Raw genomic sequence first — 24,604 nt, 5'->3', positions numbered from 1 at the left:
GCCCTTTAGGGTAGGGGGTTGAAATTCGGCCAGGGAGACTATTTTTTTCACGCTTTTGGGGTTATTCGTTAAATGTTAATAGTTATTGGTTACTTCCTTCTTTCCCGGGCCTTTGCTATTTGACCCGGCGGCTGACGGTTTCCTTCGCACGTCCCATCGCTACCGTACCGACGCCTGATATCCCGACTTCGGTCTTCCGTCTTCCAACTTCGGTCTTCTCACTTCCTACTGAATCACACTTACCTTGCTCTTATTCCTCAGCGTTTCAAAGCCGGTCACCACCAGCCGGTCGTTGAGCTTCAAGCCACTGAGCACTTCAATGACGTCCTGGTTTTCCAGCCCTGTGGTGATTTTCGTTTCCGTGGCGATGCCATTTTCAACCGTGAATACCACTTTGCCATCCTGGCGGGAAATGATGGTTTCCTTGGGGATGACGATGGTGCTGTCACGCTGCTCAGAAAGGATGGCTGCTTTGATGAACATGCCGGGGCGGAGCAGTTTCTTGTCGTTGTTGATCTGTAATACGCTTTGAAAGGTCCTGGTCTCCGTGTCAATGACCGGGGAGATTTGACTGATCTTGCCCACAATGGTGTCTTTGGCCATGTTGTAGTTGGTGATTTGCACCAGCTGATTGAGCGTGACCTCCGGCAGGTGCTTCTCAGGCAGCTTCACATCCATAAGCAGGTGTTCGTACTCCATCACTTTGAAAAGCTCCTGGCCCTGGTCGATTCGCACACCATCGGTATGGTAGGGAATCGATACAATCACCCCAGTAAAGGGCGCTTTGACAAACATTTTGGCTTTCTGAATCTCTGCATTTTCGTAGTTGTATTTCGCATTCACATAGTCGATTGACGCCTGGTTGAGCTCTGTTTGGGTTACACCTCCTTTTTCGAACAGCGACTTTTGCTTGTTGAGGTTGTTTTCTGAGACCTCCAGGCTTAGCCTTTTTCCATCCAGCTGCAGGTTGTTTTCAAACTCCCTGTCCTCCAGCCGGATAATCACCTGTCCCGCCCGCACAGCATCACCAAGGGCAAAGGGTCGGCCAGTGGCGGGATTGGTTTGAAGCCTGTACAAACCAGTCAGCTCCGATTTGATGCTGCCTTCTTTCGAGGAATACACCGTGCCGGTGGTTTCGATAAACCGGGAGATGGACTGTGGTTTGATGATGGTGACCGAAACAGGAATTTTGATCTCGGTTTGGATATTGGATTCCTCGTTGTTGCAGGCCATTGTTGCAGTCATAATCATGAGCAGGAGGAATGCTCTGGAAAAGTTGATGCTCTTGAAGAACAAGAAAAAAGACCGTCCACCATCATCCTGAGCCATTTCTGCACTGGAAACTGCGGTGGGGGAAATGGCGTGAGGATCCCCTGGCAGGAGATTCCTACGCCCTTGCAGCCCGCTGCCCATCGCTATGGGCTCTGAATGACGGTCTTTTTTCGTGTTCTTCGCTGTGTATGTCGTCTGTCTCATATTGAGTATGATACTAGTGGTTCTTAATTAGAGTTAGGAATAACAGGTTGCTGATTCTCAAAATCGTAGAGTGACAGAATCTTCATGTTCAGCAACTCAATTTTATAGTTGATGAGTGCGCTGGCCAAGGCACTTTTCTTGTCCGACAGCTGACTCTGAAAGCGGTTGAGGTCGATGCTTGTCAGGTCGCCATTGCGGTAGCGCTCCAGGTTGATCTCGTAAGTCAGCTGCGCATTCTTTACGTTTTGCTGAGCTATTTCTATCTGATTCTCCAGGTTCTGCAGGCTCCGGTAAGTCTTTCTGATATTGATAATGATATCGTTCTTCTGGTTTTGCAGGTCTACTTTGGTGATCTCGAGGTTAGCATTGCTGGCTTCCATACGTGCCTTGTTTTCGCCCCAGTCCCAAATAGGGATGGAGAATGAGATCGCCACTCTTGGGTTGACAGTAGGGGAGTCATACACCTGCGGGGCATTGATGTTGTCGCCGAAAATACCCATCGACAAGGCCACGGCTCCCTTGAATTCGTTCAGTGATTTGGTTCTGGTGAGTTCAAACTGTGAGCGTTCAATGTCGATGGTGCGCTGCCTGAGCTCCACCCGGTTGCGTAAGCCCATCTCAATGGCCTGGTTGAGGTCGACCTCCCGGGTCACGAACTTGATATCGACCTGTACGGCGATCTCCTCATCGAGGCCAATGCCCAGCAGCAGCTTCAGGTCGTCGGCTGCATTGTCAAGCGTTACCTGGTTGTTTTCCAGCGTTGAGCGGGAGGTGGCGAGGTTGAGTTCTGCCTGGTAGAGCTCTTCCATGGCGAGCAGGTCGGCGTCTACTTTGTTTTTAGTGATTTCGTAGCTGATCTCCTGATTTTCCAGTTCTGCTTTGGAAATCTCCAGGCTGTTCTGACTTTGGTAGAAGGAATAGAAAGTCTGGGTGACGTTTCGCTCCAGCGTGAGCAGCTGAAGGGCATTGCTGATTTGTGCATTCTCCAGGTTGAGCTCCAATTCCCGTGTCTGCAGCTTGTTTCTGTTGTAAGTGAAAATGGGTTGGTCTACCTGTAAGTATAAATTATTACTGTAGGTCTTTGTTCTAACATCTTGAAATTCAGAATAGTTATCTCTGTAACCAAACCTATTGATAAGGGAAACAGTGCCATCGGTAGCAGAGATGGGCTGAGAAACCGAAAAGTTAGCAAAGGAGTTATAATCCTCGTTGGTGTTCCACCGGGAAACCAGGTCGTTGAACAGCCTAGTCCGGTTATAATCGAAGGGCGTCACGTCCAGCCCAAACCTCGACTTCATTGCCAGCCGCTGGGCATCGAGGCTTTTTCGGTTGCTGTACAGGTTGAGCCGGGATTTCTTGATATCCGGACTGCTGGTTTGCGCTATCTGAATGGCCTCTTCCAGCGTGAGCACTTGCTGGGCAAAAGCACCCGATACCATCAGCAGATTCAGCACGATGGCTGCCACTATCGCCCCAAGTATGAGGAGTGGCCGGTGGAAGGCGTTTGGTTTCATAGCATTCGCTTTGGTTTGTCTTTTAAAGCTCATATCGTTTATTGTTTCACCCATTTCACGGCGTCGGCATACACGGTTCCCAGCTCACAGTCGTCTGAAAGCACCACCTTTCCGCCTGTGGTGCTGAAGTAGTAGGAGCCGAGGTAGTTCCAGCCCGACTCCGCTTTCGAAATATTGAATTTGATGTCGTCGCTGCCGTCGCTATGTTGGATGGTATAGTTGTAGTCAAACTGTTTGTTGTTGTCGTCCCGCCCGTTGAACTCATTCTGGTTCTTGCCCATCATGTATACATACACGTCGTAGAACCCTTCGTCCTGCAGCGAGACCTCCCAGGTGGCCAGTTTGTCGCCGCCGCCTGCCCTTGTGAAATGGGCTGACCGGACAGACTTGCCATAGAAATTGGAGCCCGTGGTGGCCCTCCATTTCGAACGGGAGCGGTGCCAGTTGCCAAAGTATTTCTGATCAGAGGGGCTTTTGCTGTCTAGATAGGCCCTCAGGTAGGTAGGTTCCACGGGGCTAAAGGTGTTGAACCCCGAATCCTCGTTGTCGACGATCACCTCGCTTTGGCTGGTGGCCACGGCAGGCGGTAGCACTCTTTCACCTTCGAAAAGCGTAGTCAGCTTGCGGGGACTGAATATGCCTGTGGACATGGTGATCACCGAAGGGATATTCCTCGAAATGAGGGTATTAATCGTTATTTTGTCAGGCTTCTCATCCAGCACAAAGCCCAATTGTTTTGCTTCGCCTACCCTGATGACGGAGAGGTAGCCTGGCACATCCTCTTTTACCTGCTGACTCTCCCTTCGCCGGGAAAATTGATTGTCGTTTCCACTGTCATCTGCATTGAATTTTACCTCAATCACCCCGTCGTTGTCACCGGTATTTTTAATGTCCAGCAGTATCTGATAGCGTTTTCTGTCGCCGTCGAGCACCTCAAACTTCTGAACATCGGCTATTTCAAACGCTGGTTGTGCGGTGCTGAAATACACCTGCCTGATGACAGGGTCAATGTCGAGGCCAAAGTGTTGCTGTAGCGCTGCCCTGAAATCTTCATAGTTGGTCAGCTGATGCCGGTGACTGTTGACCCAGTTCTGCACAAACCCCTTGAATTCCTCCTGGCCCAGCAGCTGTCCCAGGTAAGCAAACAGGTATTGCCCCTTCAGCGAAATTGATTTGCTGATTTTGTTGAAGTCCGTTTCGTTGGTCAGGATGTCGTTGATCATCGACTTTCGCAGCAGCTCGTTGCATTCCTCTTCGAAAGAGATGCCATTCATGTTTCGGGAATAGTCATTCTCGGCCTGCAGGTCTTTTCGCAGGAAGCTGGAAATGCTTCGGTTGAGCAATGGCCAGTCGCTGCTCACAACGCCGGAATTATAGCTGTACAAATGGGGGAAAAGCGAATAATCAGGCTGATCTTCGTCACGGCCACCATAGAACCACACAGTACCCGACTGCTTGGTAAAGACCTTTTTTATCAAATCGTTGAAGACATTGGCTTGTTTTTCCTTGTCGCTCAGCACCTGGTTGTCCCGTTTGGCTTGCTCGTCCATGTCCTTTAGCTGCCTCCTGAAATCAAATTCCCTAATATCGCCTCCTTCTTCCGGCCAGTACACGGTTTCTGGCTGCAGATAGGCCTGCTGGCTTTCGTAGATTTTGTTATAGGCAGTGAACAGGACGGGCGTTTCCACAAACTGCAGCCTCCGAAAAGGGTAGGTGATCTTTTGCCCATACTCATATTCATTCACGATGTCACGGATGAGTAAGCTGAGCGTGTCGGTCAGCTGGCCGAGGTGTTCCGACGTATAATTGCCGTCGGGGTAGTGATAGACTGCGTAGGTCACGCTGTCAACAGTGAGCTCCTTTTTTTCGTAGGCACCAATGGCCAGCGAAAGCTGCGGAAGAGGGTATTCGGGCTTAAACCGGAAAACACTGCCGTCTTGCGTCACCTGGCCCTGTGAAACGGGCATCAGGCCTTCATTGGTTTTCACTTCCAGCGCAAAATCGACAAATGCCGTTCTTCCCTTCCTGGGCGACTCCCGGCTATAGCCAATCTGAGTGTCAGGGTACCATAGCACGTCCGTAGTCAGCAGTACATAGTCGGGTTGCAGGAAGGCATACTTCTTCGGCAGGGAAAACATCAGGTAGTCCTTTGGCGTTTCGTATCGGTCCTGACCCACTTCGAGGTGGGCCACCGACTCCCATATTGTGCCCTGGTAGTCTATTTTCACTTTGGCTTCTTCACCGGGCTGTATGATGATGCCACTGCCGGCCGACACCACCTGCAAATGCCTCTCAAACTCCACGCTGCGATCATTCACTGTGAAGCTGCTAATGTCCAGGCCAGGGTTCAGTGTGAAGTAGAAGCTGGTCAACGGCTCTCCGTGGTTGTTCTTCACTGTTAGGGTGGAAGAGGACACAATCCTGTTTTCAACCTGCTCAAGTTGGATGTGGTGTGTGAGAATGTCGATGTTAGGTACTTCAGCCCATTGCCCGTTCACCGCAATCATGTCTTGCCTGAGAGCGATCGGTGTTTGCCGCATGTCGAGCAGGTGAACCATGATAAACGACGAAACACCCACCAATAACACGCCGATGAAGCCTGTCACCAGCTTGGTTGTTTTGTGGCTGGCGAGGCGATCAAGGAAGAAGGCAGTCAGGAACAGGGAAGCCACGCCGGCCACCAGGTAGAACGACCTTTGCCACAGGGCCAGGTCAAGGTGAGCAAAGCCGGTGATCTCTGAGGCAAACATGGGCAGCCTGAAGGCCATGAAGTCGAAGATGTAGGAGAACTTATCGAAATAGTAGATGAGCTCTACAGCTGACAGCCCCAGCAGCAGCACGATGGTGATGGGCTGGTTGCGCAAAATGGTAACAAACAGAAAGGCAATGCCAGTGCAGAAAACGACCGTCGGCAAGCTTATCAACAAGGGATAAACGGCAAAGGCCAGCGGATTGAAAGTAGTGTTAGGGTTGGTGAGGTTGATGATCAACGGGATACACAAAAGCACCAGGTTCAGCCAGAAGAAAAGGTTGAACAGGGCCAGTGCTTTGCCCAGCACATAATCAAGGTTGGAAATCGGCCGGGCGAAGAATACCTCGTTGGTATCGAGTTTCTTGTCTTTTTTGATCAGACCGGTGGCCAGGAAAACCGCGGCCGCAACCTGCGCAATGCTGATCATGGCCATGGTGGCGTAGGGCATCATCCAGCCATTGGAAAGCTCAAACCGTCGGGGGGTGTCCACTTCAGAGAAAACCGCCAGGTTAAAAATGAATACGAAGCCGATGCCAGCCAGCGACACGATTCGGAAAAACCAGTTGCGCCAAACCACTTTGGACTCGTAACGGGCAATGGTCAGTATGTTCGAAATAGCACTCATACCAGCGAAACGCCCAATTGATTTTCCATAAAATAGACGTAGGCGTGCTCCAGATTGGGGTTCACCGTTTTTGCCTTTGGATGCGGTTGATCGGTAGCGATGAGCTGTGCCTCCCATTGGCCCTCCACGGGTATGGTAGACACGACCGAATACTTGTTTTTGATCTCCGTAAACTCTTCGTCCCCGAGTGTTACCTGCCACACGTGGCCACGCACCTGCTCAATCATGCCTTCCGGTGAGCCTTTGAAGGCCACTTCCCCTTTGTTGAGCATGGCCATGTTGTGGCAGGTGCTGCTGATGTCGCCCACAATGTGGGTAGAAAGGATGATCGTAACGTCCTTCTGGCTGAGGTCGGACAGGATGTTTCTGAAGCGAATCCGCTCCTCAGGGTCAAGGCCTGTGGTGGGCTCGTCAATCACCAGCAGCTTGGGGTCGCCAATCAATGCCTGGGCAATGCCCAACCGGCGCTTCATACCACCGGAGAGCTTGTTGGCCATGCGCTCCCGCACATCCAGCAGACCCACCTGGTCCAACAGGTGGTCTACCTTGATCAGCCGGTCTTTCTTTTTCAGGTTGGTCGCCAGCCGGGCGGCGTAGTCAAGAAATTCCCAGGTCTTCAGCTTGGAGAAGAACGTAAAATCTTGAGGGAGGTAGCCGATCATCGCCCTGATCCTGTGGCGGTGCTCGTTGATGTCCATTCCCTCAATGAGTATAGACCCTGAGGTAGCACTTTGCAAAGTCACCAGCGTGCGCATGAAGCTGGACTTGCCAGCGCCGTTGGGCCCCAGCAGACCAAACATGCCGCTGCCTATGTCGAGGTCGACATTGCGTATGGCTGCGTGCCCGTTGGGATAGATTTTTGAAAGCCCTCTTATTTCAATGTTCATCAGCTACAGTATACTTACAATAGGTGCTTGTTTTCTTTCTTAGATTACAAGCTTGGTTCTCTGGAATACGAATTCAAATCGTGATACACAGTCCGTCCTTAGTCCTGGATTTGGATTTTGCTGCTTTTGTCTTTAGTGAATTGTATGTCATCAACCCCGTCAATCCTCAAATAAGAGTCATTAAGTATGCTGCCACGAAGCTGCACAACCGGTGACCAGATCATCACTTTCGAGTGATCCATCTGCACTGATAGCGAGTTCACGCTTAAACCACTTGCATCCAGGTTCGCATTGTCTGACGCTGCTATACTCAGGCTCGTTACATTGACATCTCCATCTATTCTGATGCTGCCACCGGACTGAGTAATTGACAGCGTCGGCTGACTAAACTTCGTTATACTGGCCGATGCCCTGGTGGCTTGCAACCCTCTGAATGTATTTTCGGTCACAAAGACAGTCACCTGAACCGGCTTTCCACTGATAATTTCGTTGATTTTGAGGTGCAAAGTGTCTCCTGTCATCTCGTAATTGAGACTCGATAGAAAACTACCATCAATGCTTTTTACTTCTATGTGCGGCTCGTTCGACGAGCTTATGGTTACCCTGTGTTCCGAGTCTGACAGCACAATGTACCCGACGTTGCCAAGGGGTGCTTTTTCAACTTGCACTTCCGTACCACTCAAATCTCTTTTGTATCCCCGAACACGGATCTCGGTGAACGCTGCCATCATATAAATGAGGATGAATCCGAAGAACCCGATAAGTATCTTATTGCTGAGCTTCATGGTGGTCATTTTAAAGTTTCAATGTGTTTTTTCAATTCGCTTGACGTAATGCCAAGCATGGCCGCATGGCGCAGGAAGTCGGGGAGTACCTTGCTGAAGAACTCCTGCTTCTTACTTTCGAGAATAATCTTTTGAGCGTCTTTGTTCACAAAGTACCCAATGCCTCTTTGGTTTTCGATGATGTCCATGGCTTGTAATTCACTATAAGTTCTCATGATCGTATTGGGGTTGACACCCATTTCTGCCGCCAGCTCCCGCACGGAGGGAATCTTCTCCCCAGCAGGAAACTCACCACTCACCACCTTGTCGGTGATGGTGTCTGCGATCTGCAGAAAAATGCTTTTACCGTTTTGAAATTCCATACTACACCTCCCTTTCTTTAAGTTTCCTGTAGGCCACAAATAGCATGACCGCATTGGCAATGATCACCGCTATGGCGAAGAAGCGGAAAGCAGCACGCTCACTTGTTGGCACGAGCCACATCCCTTCTTCAGGGTCAGGGTGATATTGATTGAGACCCAACGGTTCTGCCACCAGATAAATGACCGTAGAGTAGAAAATGACGATGACAGCCACCGAGAAAAGTGTTTTGACCAGGGGCTGCTTTGAAAACATGGCAGCACCGGTGAACGGAACCACAAACAGCAGCAAGCCCATGCCCGTGATCATCACAATGAACCAACCGACGGAATCAATCCCATTTGGCATTTCCACTGCAACCAGTTGTTGAATGCCAATAGGGTCGAAGGAAAATTCAGTGAACAGCGTGAAGAAGTATCCCTGCAGGTTAAAAGTGATCCAAAACAACAACGGAAGCACTAGCAACATGAGGCCAATTCTGGTGATCAATTCGAATACGAATTTTTCCGTCAGCGAGGCAGGCACCAACAGGTAGTTCATTGTGCTTTCTTTCGAACGAAAGGCCGGAAATGAATAGCCCACATAGAGTAGCCCAAACACAATCACGAACCCTATAAGGAATCCCCTGAAATTGTCCAGATCATGAGGTCGAAGCCCCTCGCTGGCCTGAACGAACGACAGCAGGATAAATACCACACCAACATAAGCCCCTGCGGAAAAGCCCAGCAGTTTGTTGTTATGAACAAAGTGCTGCCTGCACAGTAGCAGGAAACGACGGCTGTTAAATATATTACTGGACATAGCTTTTCAATTTTTCATTGCCATTCAAAATGGCGTTAAACAATAATTCGATGTCTACAGACGAGCTGCCATTTGCTTGAGAAGTAATCACTTTGTAGCCACCTGGCACCATTTCGCTGTAAAGTATGTCATCTCCTTCAGCTGTCGAGCTGTTGGAAAAATGAAGCCGTGACGAAATATCGAAAAGGTCTTTCTGCATGATAAACTGGCCACTGTCGAGCATAATGATGCGGTCAATCAGGTTTTCCACGTCTTTTACCTGATGCGTGGAAATAATAACGAGTTGGTCCTCATCCAAAGCCCCTGCCAGTATCCTACGAAAGATGGCTTTAGAGGGTATGTCGAGCCCGTTGGTGGGTTCGTCAAGCACCAGTAGTCGGCATTTTGTAGAAAGTGCAAAGCAGATCAGAAACTTCTTCTTTTGGCCGTAGGAGAGCTTCTGTAAGCTTTCGGTTTCAGGAAGCTCAAAGTCTTTCAGCAGCCTTTGGAGCAGTGCGCCATCAAACCTGGGATAGAAATCCGCATTGGCTTTGATGAAATTAGCAATTGAGATTCCTGGTAGGTAGAACTCCTCCGATACGAAAAACATGTCCTCAAGAAAGGAGGGTTGTCGCTTCCCAGGCTCGTAATTGTTCACGTTGACCGTGCCGCCGTCGGGGAACAGCAATCCGATCATCAGCTTCAATAGCGTGGTTTTGCCGGCGCCGTTCTTGCCCAGCAAGCCAACAATGCTGCCTGCGTTGATCTGGCAGTCAAGCTCCCGAAACAGCGGTCGGCGCTTGTTGCCATAGTTAAAGTTGAGATTCTTGATGTCAATCATTGTATGTGATTTACTGTATTACTTCACTAGTACGGTGCAATGGTAGAAAAGGTTTTTTGGAAATGCAAAAGGAGGGGGGAGTTTTTTGAAAAAGGTGGGAAGTGGGAGAAAGAAGACATTCGGATATTCAGACGCTCGGATGTCCAGATAGGAGTCGGGAGACGGGAGAGCGAAGACAGGAGATGGAAGAACGAAGATCGGAGTCGGGAGAAAGAAGACATTCGGATGTTCAGACGCTTGGATGTTCAGAAAGGAGTCGGGAGAAGGAGACAGGAGACCGAAGTGAGGAGTTGGGAGAAAGAAGACATTCGGATGTTCAGACGCTCGGATGTTCAGAAAGGAGATCGGAGAGCGAAGACGGAAGACGGAAGACTGAAGACCGGAGTCGGGAGAAATAAGACAATCGGGTATTCAGACGCTCGGATGTTCAGAAAGGAGACGGAAGACCGGATTGCATGCAAAGCCGGCAGGCTTGACAAGTCAGTGAAGATCTTGTTGTTCGTTTTAATTGAATTATATATCACGCAAAGGCGCAAGTTTGCTGGAGCAAACCGCAAAGTCGTTATATGCTATGCTTTGAGCCTTAGCCCCTTGGCTGAACGGAAACAGGTTTTGTGATGTTGACTCTGCTTCTTCGGCTTACGTGACATGTGTCACAAAATTCCTTCAGAAGAACTAGTACTTTTGTAGAAACTTAAAACAAGCAACCATGGCAACTGTCAAATTGACTACACAACAATTCAAAGACGATGTTTTCGACTATACTACCGAAAAAGAGTGGAAATACAAGGGGGAGAAACCAGCGATTATCGACTTCTACGCCGATTGGTGTGGGCCCTGCAAAATGGTAGCACCGGTGCTTGAAGAACTTTCCAACGAGCACCCTGAGGTGACCATCTACAAAGTTGACACCGAGGTAGAGCAGGAGCTGGCGGCCGTTTTCCAAATACGAAGCATTCCCAGCATGCTCTTTATACCCATGACAAAACAGCCGATGATGCAGGCTGGTGCTTTACCCAAGCATACGTTGAAAGAGGTCATTGAAAAAGAGTTGGTGGCCTCGGCGTAGGTCTCCATTCGAATGGCCTTTAGAAAGAAAAACTGCACAGGATCGCTGTGCAGTTTTTTTTGTCCTAATGCCGATGGCATCTATTCCTCCACTTTGATCATTACACGCTGATACCGTGTCAACCTGGGCGTACCGTGGTCGGTAATGGCGAGAATAACATGAATTGTGCCAGTGCCCGGAGCCATCACCCGAGACTTCGGCACCACAAACCAGGCGTTGGGCTGATCAAAGTTCTGAATAGGGATTGGCTGTCCATCTCTCGCACTGGAGGCTGGGAAAGTACCCGCTTCATTGTAGTAGAACCATTCATACGACAGGGCGTCGCCATCGGGATCGCTCGACCCAACGGCACTGAGGTTAACACGCTCCCCGATTCTGGCCGTTAGCTGAGCAGGATGGCCCAGCTTTGCTACTGGTGGATGGTTGGCTTTGTCAACGGGCTGTATTGTCCAATCCATTCTGGCCGAAAAGTCGTTCTGAAAAGCGCCTCTCCAGCGCCAGATTGTGGCGTGATTGGTGGTGTGCCACTTGCCGTCAGTACCCAGTACTTCGTCCTGGGCGTCGCTCCAGAAAGGTCTGCTTTCTGCATAGAGGTGCCACTTCTGCAAGCGGGGCGTATAAAACTCATACCTGCCACCCCATCCACCCCAATCGGGGTGCTCGGGGCTATTGAGGCCATTGCTTATCAGATTGAGAAAAGAAGGAGTGTCACCCTCCATCAAATATTCCCATCTTGGGTACTCTTTTCCCAGCGGGCCCTTCTTGCGAATATTGCTTTCCAGCCACTCATTGGTCACCACAGAAAAGTCGGCTCCGGTAAAACGCCCGTGGAAAATTTCTCCGCTGATGCCACTCCATGTAGCATGGTGATAAGCGCCTCCGGCGCTGAAACCGGGACTTACCACATAAAACAAGTCTGGGAATTCCTTTCGCATCCATGGGCCGGCATCGTCCTGATCAGAAATAGTATAGACACGGAGCTTTTTTACAAAACGAGCCAATGCATCTTTTGACCTGGTTTCACGTACCTTCCACAGCGCCTGGGCCAGCACACTGGAACCGCCCCATGCAGTGACCCAAAGCGGGCGTGGGTCGTCACGATCGGCCGCTTTAATTAGTAATTCGGAACCAGGAGAGTCTTTTCCTTTGCCTACGCCCTCCATGCCATAAACCGGCAAACCTTCGGTAATGATCTTCGCCAGTTCGTCGTGAGTAGGAAAGCCGGGCTCGTGGGTTTCCAGGTTGTCACTCACCATGCCGTAGGCGTTCACTATTTGACGGATCCGCTCCGGAGCTACCCTGTTCTTTTGGTGAATGGATGTGGTGGCCACCAAACCCTCGACATCGTATTGGTTGGCGTACACTAAAAACCGAACCATGGACATAGCGTCGTCGGGTTCATTCTCAATATCGGTGAGAACAAATACCCTCGGCTTCTCCTGAGCGGTAGCCAGGCTTGCTGAAAAGACGAGGAAAGCCAGCAAGGCCAGAGTCACCTTCATGGAAAACTGGCTGAGAAACCCTGGCGAGTTTTGTTTTGCGTTAATAGTAGGCATTGAAGTAGGTTTATTTGTTTGCAAAATCAATTAATTTATAAGTTTCTACAGATTTTCACCACTTTGTTAGGCCCAGTGTGGTTTGGTTAAGAGGTTCGGTGTCCCAATTCTATTTTTTACCCCAAACCCTAAGCCGGGCGCCCCTAAAGGGCGAACGAATTGTCACTAGTAGGCCCCTTTAGGGATGAAGGGTGAAATGCTCTCAACCAAACCACACGAGGCCTTAGTCCCGCACTTATTCTTCCAACCAGGAAAAGCGCTCGGCCCAGTCCGAAAGGAAGTCCTCACGCCATTTCGATACAGTTTTAGCTCCCTGGTATTCTCCTATGTATAAGTCCTCCCCGGTGCGGTCGCTCCACCAGTTGTTGAGTGGGATGTTATCGGGGTTTTCTATTCCCGGCCAGGGGTTGGCGCTTACAAAGGCACCCTTTTGCCCATCAAGCTGCTTTGAGGTGCTGCCAATTACATATTCCCATTTCCCAATTTTCTGAGGTACAAACCGTACTTTGTATACGCCATTTCCCTCATGAAAACCTCTGATACGTTGCCTGGAAATCTCCATCCAGATTTCAGGGTTCTCACCACCATCTGCTTCACCCGTGTCAAACGTCCATTCCATGAAGCTGTAGGTAGGCACGGTATCCGCCACCGTTGTTTGTTGCTCAAAATTTCTGACAGCGCCGTAGGGCAATGGAGTAAAGCTACCACCCCAGCTTTCGCCCTCGGGGTTGTCGGGATCACCGTTGAGTAAGTAAGCCACCGTAGGCGTGTCTCCCATTTTGATTGAACCTTTGTAATAGTTGCCAAAGTCGGCCCCAAACGCTCCTTTGTCCTTGACCATGTGCTCATAGAAGTTGTCATTGTCCATTTCCGGCCGGGCATCTGCATCCAAAAACCAACCACGGTAAGTGCTATTGGCTTCGATCATCCACAGGTCAGGAAAATTTCGGGCGATGTACTGATAGCTATGAACGCTCCATTTCTTATTGGGGCCGCCAATCCAATACACCCTTATTTTTGCCGCTATTTCCGGGGCGTCGTGCAGTGCTTGCGCTACATCTTCGATGCCTCCCCACATCAACACCCAGAGGGGCTGGTCGCTATCCATTTTCGCTTTTTCTATGATCCACTGCGAGCCTTCGGTCGGTTGGTCCCATCCCTGGGCAGGAGCTGCGTCTTTTGCGCCTTGCTTCGTTACAGCCCTCAATATGTCGGGGGTCGGGAAATTGGCGTGTTGCTGAAGCTTTGGCAGGTCTCTTTCATACAGGTCAATCATTTGCATGATATGTTCCTTTCTACCTGATCCGTAGGGGGATGAAATCAGGCCCTCTGTTTGGAACCTGTCGGCGTACATCAGGTAGTGGATCATGGATTGAAAATCATCCGGGTCAGTTCCGCCAATATCGGTGCTGACAATTACCCTTGGTTTTTCGCTAGTTACTACATCTTTGGTTTCCTTTTTAGGATCGGACGAACACCCGATTAAAAGAACCATAGCGATGAACATGGGGGCTATTGAGGACGAAGCAGGAGGGAAGTTCATGATCTTACCATATAGTTGGGTGTAATAGATATAACAACAAAACGAAAGCAAACGAAACATAAAGAAACTATAAAATACCAATACATAGCAAGCATTGAGCAAGCGGACGCCGGGAGGGTAGTGAAAAGCTCTCCTTTGACGATGTAGCTTTTCTCTTCAAGGACACTTGAAACTTTTAGTCTCTCATGCGAAGCACCAATATGGCATCTTCCCAGCCATTGGGAGGAATCATATCCCTTACTTCGCTTTTGTCAAAACTACCTGCATCTTCTTTTTTTCCATCACGAGGATAAAACCACTGTGCATTGGCCGAACCGCTCATCGTATTTTTGATATGTGCACCGGAGTTATTAGAAAAGTAAACCAGCACTTTGTTGCCTGCTGAATGGACGACACTGGGTTTCAAGCTCTCGCCTTCACCAACAGAACCTACTAGAATTCTTCCTTCAGGAACCCAATTAAACCACTCATGCTCTAGCAAAAATGCTTTAGTAACGCCTGCAAAATTAGCCCCGCCGGGAAAATCAAGAGCCTGTTGCCAGGAGTAGCCACAATTGTAATCCCCCTCTGTTCCACGCATCGACCAAATGGGGCCTGCACCATAGGTGTGCCCGGTTCCTCCTCCAAAAAAAGTATGATAGATCTGCCTTCTCACTTTAACCGGAGTTACCCATCCGCATTCATGGTTGTACGAACCATATTCATACGAGCCCTCCAAAAACAGACTTGGTTTTGGGCTGTCAAGTTGATAATCGGTGATCATCATTGGATAAACCTGATCTACTATTCTCCATACCTCCACACCATTGGCTGTAAGCCATTCATCTTTGTGGAACCAATTGGACGAATTAAAAGTGGCGTCACCATCGGGGTGGTAAGTCATGAAAACTTCCTTCCAGGCAGGATGTGCCTGATTCCAAACAGGTTTTTGTCCTGTTACCCCATTTGCAATTCCCTCCGCCATCGCTCTGAAGATGGAACGCTTGTCAAATTCCTGAAAAACATGATGTGTATCGTACGCTTTTACCTGCGCTTTGGCATCTCCACCTATTACCCAAAGAATATGCGGTTCCGCTTTGTAACGCTTCCCTAAAAAAGCACCATAGGTTCTCGCTTCTTCTTCATTAAATTCCTGATGGGAGCCATTAAATTGCTCGGTAACATAAGCCCGTCCCCAACAAGGCAATAGTGCCAGGTACATATTCCGCTTTTTTATGGCCGCCACTATATAATCTACATGATCCCAGTAGTCGTTTGGAGCATCAGGACTTCCTCCTTTTACTATTAAGGGCTTAGAAGTGTCAGGGGCGTCTTCCTCGCCTTCGAAGGGTCGGTGTCCATAGGCATTGGAAGCATTGTGCGGGCCGCTTGGAATGCCGCCACCATGTGGATACCAATACACCACTGATTGAATGACAGTAAAGCCGAGTTTTTGACGATTGTCCAGGTATTGATCGACTTCCTCTCTTGTTAGCTGTTGAAACAATCCCCAACCAGTATCACCAATCCACAGAAAAGGATTACCATCTTTATGCTGAATGTAGTGTCCGTTAGTTGATACTTCAAGTTTACCATGTTCTTGCCATGGCGATTGTGCTTTTGCTTGATAGATGGATACAAATAGGATGCAAACGATAGCTAGATTGCGTAATTTCATTTTATAGGTGTTTATTAATACAATTCATTAAAGGCTATTCTGACTCTGCCATTACTTTACCAAGCGCTTGTTACGGTATGCTAACTCTGCTTCTGTAGTGGCTTAAGCGATGTTCTATTCTTTAGAAGATGACAACCATGCCCTGTTCATGTCTTCGACAAACTTGCTTGCATCCACTCCATTAAATTGAATGACAGTTAGACTACCCACCGCAAACTCTCCCATGGTCGACTCGTCATAGTCGGATACATAGTAACCAACACCGGGAGTGAATTCAATAGCAGGCAGTGCGTCCCAATCTTCTTTGGTTTCTTTGGCAATGAAAATGGATTTACCTTTTCGAAGTCCATGAAGCTCTTTGAGCGGCATTTGAGACTTAGCCATAGTGCCCCAGGTCACTGTAAGCTCATCTTTAGGAATAGTAGATTGATACCATGCGCCGTTGTAGCTAAATGTAAGCCCAGGATGCGTTGCATTGACGTAGTCTTTTACCCAATACATAAAATCATATTCTGAAATGTAGGGGGCTTTTTCGTGGGCATCTACCATGTTGTCAACAAACTTGCTGGCATCATCACCACTGAATTGAATAATAGTGACTGGTCTGACTTTAAAATTCCCCATGGTGGATGAGGAATAGTTGGCAACATAATATCCGATGCCCGGGTAGTATTTAACCCCTGGAAGGCTAGTCCAATCTTCCTCGCCTTGTTTAGCAATGAAAAGCGATTCGCCTTCAGTGAGCCCCTCAACCTCTCGCAATTCTGTTTGTGTTGGAGTTACCGGCCCCCAGCTCAGTATGAGGTTATAGTCGGGAATTGAAACTTGCATCCAATCATTGTGATGATCATAGGTGGTGTTTTCGTAATTGTCTGGTATGTATTGCTTTAGCCAAACAGCAAATTTAGTTTCGACGTCAGGGTGAATCTTTTCTTCGGAAAGTGACAACCAGGCCTTGCTCATGGCTTTAACAAACTTGCTTGCATCGCCACCTCTGAATTGAAGTACAGAAAGCTTCGCTACTTCTAAACCACCCATGCTAGACGAGTCGTAGCTCGGAAGATAGTAGCCTACTCCTTTAGTATATGCTACGTTTGGTACATTAGTCCAATTGTACGCTGTTGGTTCGGAGATGAAGATGGACTTGCCTTGATAGTGTCCATGAACTCCTTTTAAAGCCAATTGTTCCTGGGGCAGAAACGCCCAACTAATAGTGAGATCCAGTTCCGGAATAACCGCTTGAAACCAGTCTTTGTTATCGACCACTTCAACATCAGGGTACTGACTGGGGATGTATTCTTTGAGCCAGTTGGTAAATTGGAGACCATTTGCAGGCGTTTCCTCTTCGGTCAATACTTGATCGGAGGTTTTCTTTTCACTGGAACATGAAGCAAAACCAACTATCACCACCACCACGATGAGGGCAGACAGACGAGTAAATATTTGTCCCTTTTGTTGAAATTGGGTAGTACCTTTCTTATTTGTTATATGAGCCATTGTAGTTTTTTTAAATTCAATTTGTAGTAGATGTGTTCAAGATTTGAAGGTTCGGACTTGTTAAGTCCGGGCCTTTGTTACGCTTACTTAATTTTCGTTTCCTGTCGAATAATGCCTTTTAGTTTGAAATAAGCCGAAGTGCCGTAAAGGGTATTTCAGTCTCAAATAGAAACTTACCTGGCTTCACTACTTTGGGCGGATCGATTGTCATATTCCATGTGTCGATTACTTCCAAAGTATAATCTTTTGTGCCAACAAGGTTTAGTTCAATCGACTGTGCGGAGTCTGCGGCATAAGTCAAATAGTACTCGCCTTCTTTGGCCAGGGTGTAAATGTTATTATTGAGCTGCTCAATCAGCTCATTCGAATTTTTGTCAGGAATTGTGTCGGGAACGGCCAGCCCGGAAAGTGATACCAGTTCAGGAGTCATTTCTGTAACAGGTGCCTCTTCCATAATTCTCCTGAAAAAAGCTATCCTGTCAGGACTGTCACCCATTAAAGTTCCTCCTTTGGCCCACCAGCGCACTTCCGTTTCGCTGTCAGAGTCATTTTTAAAGGTGTCTCCATGCATACCATACACACCACTGAGGCCAGCCTGCCAGAAATAGCTGGTCATCTCTTTGGCTGTCAACCTGCCCCAACTACTCGGCACATCCCCTTCATAGCGCATTTCATCAAATAGCACTGGCTTTTGGTACTGTTTGCGCCACTTTATCGCATTGAAGAAAAAGAAAGTCTGTGTGCTAACGTGGGTTACCCAGGGGCGGGTGTGGTCATAAAAATGGCTTTCATCATGGTACCAGTTATGTATGCTGCGAAAGCGCTGATGTGGGTCTTCTTTTTGAAGCAATGTGCCAATTCCTTCCCAGGCAATCGTTTCCTTAATTCTCGGCACATCCCACTCGTTGGCCAGCGACCACCAAACATTTCTGTAGGCTGATAGACGGGCAATCATGTAGCGAACGTATTTTTCATTCATTTCCTTTCCCATTTCGCTATATCCCCATCGGTCGTAAGGGTGAAAAAGAATGACATCGGCCTGAATCCCCATTCCCATCAATTGCGCCACCCTCTTGTCAAAGTTTTGAAAAAATTCGTAGTTCGGTTGCGTGAGATCGTTAAGGCTGTCCTTTTTTTGAAAAGGGAGGGCCCAGGGCTCAGTGTCGTTTCCATAACTGTAGCTCTTGGGAAACACACACATGCGTATTTTATTGAAAGGTGACTTAGCCAGGGTATTGAGCGTCTTTTCCTGGATGCTTTGCTTGACGCTCGTCCATTGATAGGCTGTGGTTCCAACAGAATAGAAAGGTGTTCCGTCGGCATATTCAAAATAGTAAGTGTCCACTATCTTCAATGGCCCATGATTGTTTCCGTTGGGTTCAATGCATTGAAATGACCCTTTGCTGTCGTTCAATTCCCCCTGATTGCTTCGGGTAACGTATGTCCAACGTCCTTGCTCGTCTGGTGAGAACCTTATTTTGTAGCTGCCATTTCCGTCATAAAACCCAGGGACAGTCACGGTCTGTGGCCCATTTGTGAAAGTCGCTTCAAAGCTGTTGTCCATAAAAGGGCTTCCTTCCGATGGGCCTGCCATATCTAATTCGAAAACACCCCATTGTTCGATAGTTTGAAGGGGTTCTTCCGATTGACACGACACAGCGAGCCAGGACGCAACCAAGAGCAAAGTGACTGCTCTCCATATTTTTCTTGTTTGAATTTTTTTCATGGTTAGGATATCTATAAGTAGGGAGTTTTCTACTGAACCGAATAATACGCCAGGCTGCTTTATCGGCTGCTTTCAGTTAACTGGCTAGTGTTTATTAGTGAATTCACTCGATGAAAATATTTGGCTGCTTCTGTCTTCGTTAAACTGGGTTTATGTTTGCTTATGAATGCATGCTAAAAGAAAAAATAAGAAAATAAAAGAAAGTAAATGAAAATTTATTAGTTTTATTTGTTTCAAACTTATTTCACATGCCTACACCCAAGCGAAATGACAAGATCTTAGAGAGCATTGTAGACGGTGGTTCAGACAGCGTCATGAAGCGTGAGGAGTTTCAAACCATTTACAACGAATACTGGGAATCACTTTATGCAATTGGATACAATAGGTTGAAGTCAAAGACGGAAGTAGAAGACCTGATTCAGGAGCTTTTTCTGGAAATCTGGAAAAATTTTGAACACATCAGGATCAAAGAGAATCTGCGTTTTTACCTGTATTCAGCCATAAAATACAAGATTATTGACCATTTTCGTAAGAGAAGGCTGGACCAGACAACCTTGTCCGAATGTTCGCCACATCTGCTGGTGGCATCCTCGTATGAGCCCGACGAAGTGCTTTCCTTTAACGAGCTTAGTGATAAAATCAAGGCAGGGGTTGAGGAACTTCCGGAGCGCTGCAAACTCATATTTACGATGAGTAGAGACATGGGTAGAACGTCATCCGAAATAGCAGAGGAGCTTCAGGTTTCGAAGCGGACTGTTGAAACGCAGATATATCAGTCTCTAAAGCACCTAAAGGCACAATTAAGCAAATATACGGCAACTATTCTTTTTCTATTTGTTGCGTTTTTAGCTGATAAGTAAAAAAAACACAAATCTCACTACGTAAGATGACCTCCTTTTACGACTTACTACCTGATGAAGCTCGAGCATTTTAATAACCACGTTGAAACATTGGCCGCTAAAATTCTGACTAACACCGCGTCGGAGGAAGAGTTGAAGCGCTTTAACGACTGGTATGCCGGTTTTGATGATGCCAGGGTCGAGCTAGTTTCTAATGAATCGAGAGAGGAGCTTAAAAATCGACTTTTAAGCAGGATAGAGGCCGAAGTCGCAAACTTGCAGCCAAAAAGACAACAGAGATGGCACCTTCATAAAGTAGCCGCAGTCGTCTCTTTTTTGGTTGCATTTGCTGGAGTTATGTATTTCATCTCGTTCAATGTTGAAAATCGCAATGATGCCTCAGGCGATGTTGTTTATGAATCTAAGTCTACCGAAGCAGGGCAAAAGAGGGTGATTAGATTGCCAGATGGAAGCTCGGTAAAGTTGAATGCCGGGAGTACACTCAAATACCCAAAGTCGTTTTCGAGGAGCAATAGGAGAGTGGAGCTGGTTGGTGAAGCATTTTTCGACGTGTCAAGAGATACACTGAACCCATTTGTTATTGACCTTAATGGGGGGCAGGTTAAGGTTTTAGGGACGTCTTTTAATATCCGTAGCTATGCAGCTGAGCCCGACGTGGCGGTGGCAGTAAAAACCGGGGAGGTGATAGTGACAAACAGTTTTTCAAATTCATCGGTTAGGCTGATGCCTGATGAGTTGGCGAGTTACGTTCCCAACACAAGAGAAATCACAAAAACAAGGATTCAAAATACGAATGTAGTTTTCGGTTGGCGGGAAGGGAACCTGGTCTTTAACGAGGCCGGGCTTCCCGCTATTTTGAAGGCCTTATCCAGTTGGTACGGTGTCACTTTTGAGGTAGAAGGAAGTGTGAACGGGGGTAAGAAACTCAATGCAAATTTTAACAATGTATCCCTGGAAGAAGTGCTCACATGCCTTTCACATAATTACGAATTCAAATATGAAATCAATGAAAAACAAGTAACCATTAAATACCAGGAGACTAAATAGAAAAAGCCGGACGTGAGTTTGGGGAAACTGCCCGGCTTTTAAAGTTAAGTCTTTGACAACTTAAACTATAACAATTATGAATGCAAAATTACGAAAATTAATTTTACACGTGTCAAAGTTTGTGGCGTATGTAACAATATTTTGTTACTCGCTCACAATGGCTTTCGGCACTGAGACATCCGCCCAGCAGAAGCTGCTTGGAGAAATCTCGGTTGATTTGGCTTATCAAAAGACAAGTCTTATTGACGTTATCAAAGAGTTGGAAAGCAAAACCGACTTTTCCTTCGTTTACTCAAAAAAAGAACTGGCAGAAAAAAATGTGTTGGTTCCTGAAGGGGAGTGGAAGATGGATGTATTAATGTACTCGATATCTTCTCAGGCAAATGTGGCCATCAGAAGAGTCAATCAGCAAATTTCTATCAAACCCCTAAAACCGGATGCCAAAGCACCCAGCGTTGAAGAGGACATCAGGGTGAGAGTTGGAGTGTCGGGAAAAATAGTCGATGAAAATGGTGAGTCGATAGCCGGAGTCACAATTGTGGTGAAAGGCACCTCCACCGGAACAATTTCAGACGCAAATGGAGCCTATTCCCTAGAGGTTCCCGAAGAGAATTCTGTACTTATTTTCTCATTCATTGGCCACGTTACCCAGGAAATTAGCGTTGGCGGACGATCAGTAATAGACGTCACCATGGCCGTCGATGTTTTCTCATTAGAGGAAGTGGTAGTTACCGCCCTGGGTGTTGAAAAGGCATCCAAGAAATTAGGCTATGCGGTGACCTCCGTTAACACAAAAGACCTGGTCGATAACCGAACAACCAACGTGATGGAATCACTTGAAGGTAGGGTTGCAGGATTAAATATTACCCCTCCAGCTGCTGGTGCAGGCTCCAGTATGCAGGTTCGTCTGCGTGGGCAGGCTGCATTTGCGGGAGCAAATAATTCCCCTCTTTTTGTTATTAATGGTTTACCCATTGATCAGGGTGCCAGGGGTGTTAATGGTCGTGACAACAACCGGGACCTTGGAGACAATTTACAAAACATTAACCCCGACGATATAGAAAGCATGACTGTGCTGAAGGGTGCAACTGCTGCGGCTATTTATGGTTCCAGAGCTGCCAACGGGGCAATCATCATCACAACAAAATCGGGACGTAAAAACCAGGGTATTGGCGTCGAGTATTCAGCCAGCTACTCAGCCATGGAGGCTTTGAATTTTATGGACGAACTTTTCCAGACAGAATATGGCGCTGGCGACGGAGGACTCAGGCCACAAGACAAGGGGTCGGCAGCATCCCAGGGTCACTATGGATGGGGAGAAAAATTGGACGGTGCACCGACTATCAATTTTGACGGAGTGAGCAGGCCTTATTCTGCCTATGAGGACAGGCTTTTTGATTTTCTCCGCACAGGATCCAACTGGACCAATACCATTGCGTTGTCAGGCGGTGGCGATAAAGGAAGCTTTAGAGCATCCTATTCCGATGTAGACGCTAAAGGCATAACCCCGAATAATGAGTATAAAAAGCGAATTTTCAATGTGGGGTTAAACCATGACATCACCAGCAAGCTGAAAATGCAATTGAATGTCAACTATGCAAATGAGGAAAACATCAATTCACCCCAGATAGGAACGCAAGGCCCCGGAGCTGTAAACTTCTTTACGAGGATGGCGATATCGAACCCACTTGAGTCCTATAAGCAAAGCGCTGTCGATCCGGTTTCCGGGTCAGAATACAGGGAATCTGGTTTCTTTGGTACCATTGTTAACCCTTATTATTTGCTGGAAAAAGGGATGTATTTTAACGACGACCGCAATCGATTGCTGGGAACCACTACACTTAGGTATCAAATCACAGATTGGCTGTATGCCCAGGGAAGATACAATTATGACCAATCAAACAATTTCGCTGAATGGAACGACGTGGCCGGCATTGGAGATTCTGACTTGTTGAATAATGATGGCACTTATGGTGGTAGCTATAACATTAGAAACACCATGACAAGGGACATCAATTCAGACTTCCTGATTGGTGGAAATAAGGAATTTGGAGTGTTTTCGGTAGATGCGAGCGTTGGTGGAAACACCTACAGAACCCAATGGCAAAGAACTGAGCAGAATGCACGCAATTTCACGGTGCCAGAGCTGTATACCTTGCCCAATGGTACTTTGCGTGACCAGGGCATTACCCCCTACAACTACAGCGTATCCCGTGTTAATTCTCTCTACGGCTGGACAGAGTTTGGCTATAACGGAATGCTTTACGTGAATTTTACAGGCAGGAACGATTGGTTTTCTGTTCTGAATCCTGAAAATAATTCAAAGTTCTATCCCTCCGTTTCGGGAAGTTTCATTTTCTCCGAAGTGCTTCAGAGCCAGCCATGGCTTTCCTATGGTAAGTTGAGAGCTTCGTGGGCGCAGGTAGGTAGTGCAAATGGCGTAAATCCGTACGACGGACGACTCACTTATTCAATTCTGGCCAATCAGTTCAATGGTCAAACTTTGGCCGGGGTTTCAGGTCAGGCCGCACCAAACACTGCTTTGCAACCATTTACTGTAACAGAGAAAGAATTGGGTGTAGAAATGAGGCTGTTTGAAGGCAAGGTATTGGTTGATTTAGGTGTATTTGAAAAAATAACCACAGACCAAATACTTAACGTACAAATTTCTGAAGCATCGGGGTTTGCTGAATCCAAGCAAAACAAGGCTTCATTGAAAAACGCTGGCTTCGAATCACTACTCCAGGGCTCACCAATTGAAGCAGGCAATTTTAAATGGACAAGCTCGTGGAACAATACAGTTCTTTCTACCGAAGTACTGGATCTTGGCGGGCCTGAAAGCCTCCTGCTCATATACTTTAATGGCACAGGAAACGAGTTTCTTGGAGAACTGCGCTACACAGTGGGGATGCCCATGAATCAGCTGTATACCAGGTCCTACTTGAGAAATGATAACGGTGACGTGGTTCTTAATTCGGCTAATGGTCGTTTGCTTGCAACGAATAGTTCTACACCTGGGGCAGAAAACACCAACGGTTTCCTTCCGGTAGGCAGTTCAATGCCAAAGCTTACAGGTGGGTGGGCAAACACCTTTAGCTATAAAAACTTGTCACTTGGCGTTCATATCGACTATAAGTTTGGCGGCACTGTATTGTCTTCGACCTGGCTTAATACTACCCGTCAGGGACACTCTATACTGTCTCTGGAAGGTAGAGAAGGCGGGCTGGTTTACCCTGGAGTGATTAACACAGGCACACAGGAAAACCCGGTATATGTAGACAACAACATTACTGTGCCGGTTTCAGACTTAAGGGCTTTTTATTCAGACTATAGAAACCTTCAGATAGGTGACCCTTTCACATTCAAAACAGACTTTGTGAAGCTGAGGAATATATCGCTTTCCTACAATTTCACTAGTGCCTTGAGTAAAGTTGGCGGTTTGGATTTTATCAAAGGACTTACAATGACAGCAGCGGTACGTAACCTTGCCATCCTCTACAAGGATATGCCAGGTTTGGATCCTGAAGCCATTCAGTCGTCTGGAGATTTCAGGGCAGGTTACGAAAACTCCTCCCTGCCTACCACACGCAATTACACATTCAGTTTAAATGTTAAATTCTAGAAGCGAT

18 protein-coding genes are annotated in these 24,604 nt (G+C 47.4%); 5 read left to right on the top strand and 13 right to left on the bottom strand.

Going from position 1 to position 24,604, the window contains the following annotated elements; translation table 11 throughout:
- Positions 1-225: 225 nt before the first annotated feature.
- The 8 genes from ACMVP2_RS25990 to ACMVP2_RS25955 all read right to left on the bottom strand — a co-directional run bounded on the left by ACMVP2_RS25990 (position 226) and on the right by ACMVP2_RS25955 (position 10,020).
- Entirely contained in the window at positions 226-1,476 is a 1,251-nt protein-coding gene (locus tag ACMVP2_RS25990; protein ID WP_416865755.1) for an efflux RND transporter periplasmic adaptor subunit, read from the bottom strand.
- Between the two features lie 23 nt (positions 1,477-1,499).
- Positions 1,500-3,023 (bottom strand): TolC family protein, encoded by a 1,524-nt coding sequence (locus ACMVP2_RS25985; RefSeq protein ID WP_416865754.1) that lies wholly within the window; start codon positions 3,021-3,023, stop codon positions 1,500-1,502.
- Positions 3,024-3,028: 5 nt separating this feature from the next.
- Positions 3,029-6,367 (bottom strand): hypothetical protein, encoded by a 3,339-nt coding sequence (locus ACMVP2_RS25980; protein WP_416865753.1) that lies wholly within the window; start codon positions 6,365-6,367, stop codon positions 3,029-3,031.
- Complete coding sequence (locus ACMVP2_RS25975; protein WP_416865752.1) at positions 6,364-7,254, bottom strand: ABC transporter ATP-binding protein; 891 nt, start codon at positions 7,252-7,254, stop codon at positions 6,364-6,366. Before ACMVP2_RS25975 ends, ACMVP2_RS25980 begins: the two co-directional genes overlap by 4 nt.
- Before the next feature lie 98 nt (positions 7,255-7,352).
- Entirely contained in the window at positions 7,353-8,039 is a 687-nt protein-coding gene (locus ACMVP2_RS25970) for a GIN domain-containing protein (RefSeq protein ID WP_416865751.1), read from the bottom strand.
- Positions 8,040-8,044: 5 nt separating this feature from the next.
- On the bottom strand, positions 8,045-8,401 hold the full coding sequence (locus ACMVP2_RS25965; RefSeq protein WP_317491811.1) for a GntR family transcriptional regulator: 357 nt from the start codon (positions 8,399-8,401) through the stop codon (positions 8,045-8,047).
- A gap of 1 nt (position 8,402) precedes the next feature.
- Positions 8,403-9,200 (bottom strand): hypothetical protein, encoded by a 798-nt coding sequence (locus tag ACMVP2_RS25960; RefSeq protein WP_416865750.1) that lies wholly within the window; start codon positions 9,198-9,200, stop codon positions 8,403-8,405.
- Entirely contained in the window at positions 9,190-10,020 is an 831-nt protein-coding gene (locus ACMVP2_RS25955) for an ATP-binding cassette domain-containing protein (protein WP_416865749.1), read from the bottom strand. Before ACMVP2_RS25955 ends, ACMVP2_RS25960 begins: the two co-directional genes overlap by 11 nt.
- A 39-nt stretch (positions 10,021-10,059) precedes the next feature.
- On the opposite strand from ACMVP2_RS25955, the gene ACMVP2_RS25950 reads away from it, so the two are divergent.
- Together ACMVP2_RS25950 and trxA are read left to right on the top strand one after the other, a co-directional pair.
- Positions 10,060-10,638: a hypothetical protein gene (locus tag ACMVP2_RS25950; RefSeq protein ID WP_416865748.1), complete on the top strand. Its 579-nt coding sequence runs from the start codon at positions 10,060-10,062 to the stop codon at positions 10,636-10,638.
- A 91-nt stretch (positions 10,639-10,729) separates the two neighbouring features.
- Positions 10,730-11,089: a thioredoxin gene (gene trxA, locus ACMVP2_RS25945; RefSeq protein WP_350071107.1), complete on the top strand. Its 360-nt coding sequence runs from the start codon at positions 10,730-10,732 to the stop codon at positions 11,087-11,089.
- Positions 11,090-11,169: 80 nt separating this feature from the next.
- On the opposite strand, the gene ACMVP2_RS25940 is transcribed toward trxA, so the two are convergent.
- From ACMVP2_RS25940 to ACMVP2_RS25920, 5 genes are all read right to left on the bottom strand, one after another.
- Positions 11,170-12,645: a nucleoside hydrolase-like domain-containing protein gene (locus ACMVP2_RS25940; RefSeq protein WP_416865747.1), complete on the bottom strand. Its 1,476-nt coding sequence runs from the start codon at positions 12,643-12,645 to the stop codon at positions 11,170-11,172.
- A 235-nt stretch (positions 12,646-12,880) separates the two neighbouring features.
- Positions 12,881-14,188 carry a nucleoside hydrolase-like domain-containing protein gene (locus tag ACMVP2_RS25935; RefSeq protein ID WP_416865746.1) on the bottom strand — a complete coding sequence of 436 codons (1,308 nt, stop codon included), beginning with the start codon at positions 14,186-14,188 and terminating at the stop codon, positions 12,881-12,883.
- Between the two features lie 175 nt (positions 14,189-14,363).
- The gene (locus tag ACMVP2_RS25930; RefSeq protein WP_416865745.1) at positions 14,364-15,845 is read right to left on the bottom strand and encodes a DUF4038 domain-containing protein; all 1,482 of its coding nucleotides are present in this window, start codon (positions 15,843-15,845) and stop codon (positions 14,364-14,366) included.
- Between the two features lie 114 nt (positions 15,846-15,959).
- Entirely contained in the window at positions 15,960-17,342 is a 1,383-nt protein-coding gene (locus ACMVP2_RS25925; RefSeq protein ID WP_416865744.1) for a hypothetical protein, read from the bottom strand.
- A 118-nt stretch (positions 17,343-17,460) separates the two neighbouring features.
- The gene (locus ACMVP2_RS25920) at positions 17,461-19,068 is read right to left on the bottom strand and encodes a DUF5060 domain-containing protein (RefSeq protein WP_416865743.1); all 1,608 of its coding nucleotides are present in this window, start codon (positions 19,066-19,068) and stop codon (positions 17,461-17,463) included.
- 248 nt (positions 19,069-19,316) lie between these two features.
- Between ACMVP2_RS25920 and ACMVP2_RS25915 the strand changes: the two genes are divergently transcribed.
- The 3 genes from ACMVP2_RS25915 to ACMVP2_RS25905 all read left to right on the top strand — a co-directional run bounded on the left by ACMVP2_RS25915 (position 19,317) and on the right by ACMVP2_RS25905 (position 24,597).
- Positions 19,317-19,928, top strand: coding sequence for an RNA polymerase sigma factor (locus ACMVP2_RS25915; RefSeq protein WP_416865742.1), 612 nt, complete (start codon positions 19,317-19,319; stop codon positions 19,926-19,928).
- A gap of 54 nt (positions 19,929-19,982) precedes the next feature.
- The gene (locus tag ACMVP2_RS25910; RefSeq protein WP_416865741.1) at positions 19,983-20,975 is read left to right on the top strand and encodes a FecR family protein; all 993 of its coding nucleotides are present in this window, start codon (positions 19,983-19,985) and stop codon (positions 20,973-20,975) included.
- 76 nt (positions 20,976-21,051) lie between these two features.
- Complete coding sequence (locus ACMVP2_RS25905) at positions 21,052-24,597, top strand: SusC/RagA family TonB-linked outer membrane protein (RefSeq protein WP_416865740.1); 3,546 nt, start codon at positions 21,052-21,054, stop codon at positions 24,595-24,597.
- Positions 24,598-24,604: the final 7 nt, after the last annotated feature.

This window comes from Imperialibacter sp. (assembly GCF_048007035.1).
Lineage (GTDB): Bacteria > Bacteroidota > Bacteroidia > Cytophagales > Cyclobacteriaceae > Imperialibacter.
Note: the sequence above shows the minus strand (reverse complement) of the source record. Positions and strands in the feature narration are given on the sequence as shown.